At 75.0% G+C, this 3386-nt stretch carries 3 protein-coding genes; all 3 read right to left on the bottom strand.

The annotated features are described in order from the left end of the window. Positions 1 to 69: 69 nt before the first annotated feature. The gene (locus FOE67_RS20535; protein ID WP_182666321.1) at positions 70 to 678 is read right to left on the bottom strand and encodes a uridine kinase family protein; all 609 of its coding nucleotides are present in this window, start codon (positions 676 to 678) and stop codon (positions 70 to 72) included. Positions 679 to 960: 282 nt separating this feature from the next. After that, positions 961 to 1959, bottom strand: a complete 999-nt coding sequence (locus FOE67_RS20530) for an aldehyde dehydrogenase family protein (RefSeq protein ID WP_182666319.1) — start codon at positions 1957 to 1959, stop codon at positions 961 to 963. Beyond that, positions 1946 to 3386, bottom strand: a 1441-nt coding sequence (locus FOE67_RS20525; RefSeq protein ID WP_228474103.1) for an aldehyde dehydrogenase family protein, incomplete at its 5' end; no start/stop codon positions are given. The genes FOE67_RS20530 and FOE67_RS20525, both read right to left, overlap by 14 nt.

Below are 3386 nucleotides of genomic sequence, written 5' to 3'. Positions count from 1 at the left end.
GGGTTCGGTCCGACCGGGGGGTTCGGCCGGGCCCCGCGTCCGTCCGTTCCCGGGACGCGGCGGGAACCGTCAGGAGCCGGGCGCGGTCCCGGGGGTCCCGGCGGCACCCGCGGCGGCCCGGAGGATCCGCCGCAGCGCCTCGTCACGGCCGCACGGCCGCGCCCCCAACCGCTCCTGGTCGCGCACGATCCCCGCCTCGGCCCGCCACAGCGCCCAACCGCGACGCAGCAGGAAGGGCAGCGGCTTGCGGCTCTGCCGCACGTCGCGCAGCAGCCGGCGGCGGAAGGTGGTGGAGGGACGGTTCCGCAGGCACAGCGCCTCGGCGAGCAGTCCCTCCCGGGCGCAGGCGGCGACCAGTTCGGCCGCGAAGATGCCCTCGGCGATGACGCACCCCGCCCCGTCGAGGGCGAACTCCCGCTCGCCGGTACGGGCGCTGAGACCGATGTCGTAGACCGGCACCCGGGTCCGCCCCCGGACGCACAGGTCGCGCAGCGCCGCCGCGGCGGCCCCCGCGTCCCAGGAACCCGGGTGGTCCCAGTCCACGGCCCCGTCGGGCAGTCGGGGCAGGGCCGGGTCGTCGTGGTCGCGGTAGAAGTCGTCGAGCCGCAACACCGGCAGCCCGCTCTCCGCGGCGAGCCGGGACTTGCCGGCCCCGGAGGGACCGGTCAGCAACACCACGCGGGCGGGGCACGGGGGAGTCGGGGCGACGTCGCCCGGGGAGGGCGCCGGGTGCGCCGGTGCGGGCTCGACGCCCGTACCGGGAGCGGGGATCGGCGCGGGGGCCGTGGCGGCGACGGGCCGGAAGGGCCCCGGTGCGAGCTCGGTCACGGAACACCATTGTCCCGTACGGGAGGACGGCGTTCACCCCCGGGACGGGTGCGGTTCACCACGTTCCGGGGCTCCGGCCGCCCCCGGGGCGGGCGGCCCGGCACCCCTCCGCCCGCCCCGGGAGCGCGGTGGTCACACCCCCATCGGGTGCCACACCGTCTTGATCTCCAGGAACGGCGTCATCCGCCCCGTGCCCGGGTCGCCCGCGCCGACCACGTCCGCGGGCGGGCCGACGCTTCCGTCGGCGGAGCGGACCGGCCGCACCACGCGCTTGAGGTTCTCCGCGGCCTCCCGCTCCAACCCCGCGGCCAGCTCCGCGTCGCCGACGCCGGTCAGGTCGAGCGCGTTCACGTCCCGGTGCGCGGCCAGTGGCGGGCCCAACTCCCCGGCCCGACCGGAGAGGACGTTGACCACGCCGCCCGGCACGTCGGAGGTGGCCAGCACCTCCGCCAGCGACAGCGCCGGCAGCGGCGCCCGCTCGTCGGCCACCAGGACCGCCGTGTTGCCGCCCACGATCACCGGGGCCAGCACCGAGACCACCCCCAGCAGGGAGGAACCGGCGGGCGCGAACACCGCCACCACACCGGTCGGCTCCGGCACCGAGAGGTTGAAGTACGGGCCGGCCACCGGGTTGGCGTTGCCCACCACCTGGGCCAGCTTGTCCGCCCACCCGGCGTACCACACCCAGCGGTCCACGGCCGTCTCCACCTGCTCGACGGCCCGGCGGTGGGACAGGCCCTCCGCCCGCGCGACCTCGGAGGCGAACTGCTCCCGCCGCCCCTCCAGCATCTCGGCGACCCGGTACAGCACCTGGCCGCGGTTGTACGCGGTCGCCCCCGACCAGCCCGGCAGCGCCTTGCGGGCGGCGACCACCGCGTCCCGCGCGTCCTTGCGGGAGGACAGCGGGGGATTGGCCAGCCAGGCCCCGTCCGAATCCGTCACCCGGTACACCCGTCCGCTCTCGGAACGGGGGAACTTCCCCCCGATGAAGAGCTTGTACGTCTTGAGGACGGCGGGACGACCGCCGTCCCCGCCCGTCGCGGTCGCGGTGGCCTTCGCGGTCCCGGCGTCCTTCGCGGGCTTCCCGCGCTTCTCGCCCTTGGACCCGGCCCTGGACTCAGCCCTGGACATCGAGGTACGCCTCCAGACCGTGCCGACCGCCCTCGCGGCCGTATCCCGACTCCCGGTAACCGCCGAACGGCGAGGTGGGGTCGAACTTGTTGAACGTGTTGGCCCACACCACACCGGCGCGCAGCCGGCCGGCGAGCTCCAGGATCCGCGACCCCTTCTCGGTCCAGATCCCGGCGGACAGGCCGTAGGTGGTGTTGTTCGCCTTGGCCACCGCCTCGTCGGGGGTGCGGAAGGTGAGCACCGACAGCACGGGCCCGAAGATCTCCTCCCGGGCGATCCGGTGGGTCTGGCTCACCCCGGTGAAGACGGTCGGGGGGAACCACCACCCCTTCTCCGGCAGTTCGCAGGGCGGCGACCAGCGGTGGGCGCCCTCGGCCTCCCCGGCCTCGGTCAGCTCCGTGATCCGGGCCAGTTGTTCGGGGGAGTTGATGGCGCCGATGTCGGTGTTCTTGTCCAGGGGGTCGCCCACCCGGAGCGTGGCGACCCGGGCCCCCAGGGCCTCCATGAGCTCGTCGTGGATCGACTCCTGGACCAGCAGCCGGCTGCCCGCGCAGCACACCTGGCCCTGGTTGAACCAGATGCCGCCGACGATCCCCTCCACCGCCTGGTCGAGGGGGGCGTCGTCGAAGACGATGTTCGCCCCCTTGCCGCCCAGTTCGAGGGTGAGCCGCTTGTCGGTGCCGGCGACCGTCCGGGCGATCTCCCGTCCCACGGCGGTCGAGCCGGTGAAGGCCACCTTGTTCACGTCGGGGTGCGCGACCAGGGCGGCGCCGGTCGCGCCGTCACCGGTGACGATATTGACGACACCGGCGGGCAGCCCGGCCTGTTGGCAGATCTCGGCGAAGAACAGCGCGCCCAGCGGCGTGGTCTCGGCCGGCTTGAGCACCACCGTGTTGCCCGCCGCCAGGGCGGGCGCCACCTTCCACGCCAGCATCAGCAGCGGGAAGTTCCACGGGATCACCTGCGCGGCCACGCCCAGCGGGCGCGGGTTGGGGCCGAAACCCGCGTGCGCCAGCTTGTCGGCCCACCCCGCGTAGTAGAAGAAGTGGGCCGCCACCAGCGGCAGGTCCACGTCCCGGGTCTCCCGGATCGGCTTGCCGTTGTCCAGGGTCTCCAGCACGGCCAGTTCGCGGGAGCGCTCCTGGATCAGCCGCGCGATCCGGAACAGGTACGCCGCCCGCCGGGAGCCGGGCAGTTCCGACCAGGCGGGGAAGGCCGCGCGGGCCGCGCGCACCGCCCGCTCCACGTCCTCCTCCCCGCCGTGCGCGACCTCGCACAGCACCTCCTCGGTCGCGGGGGAGAGGGACTTCAGGGTGCGGCCGTCGGCGGCCTCGCGGAACCCGCCGTCGACGAACAGCCCCTGCGAGGAGGGGATCTCCACCACCGAGCGGGACTCGGGGGCGGGGGCGTACTCGAACGGGGAGGTC

It is taken from the genome of Streptomyces calidiresistens, from assembly GCF_014141525.1.
In the GTDB taxonomy this organism is placed as follows: domain Bacteria; phylum Actinomycetota; class Actinomycetes; order Streptomycetales; family Streptomycetaceae; genus Streptomyces; species Streptomyces calidiresistens.
This window is presented reverse-complemented; position numbering and strand designations above follow the sequence as displayed.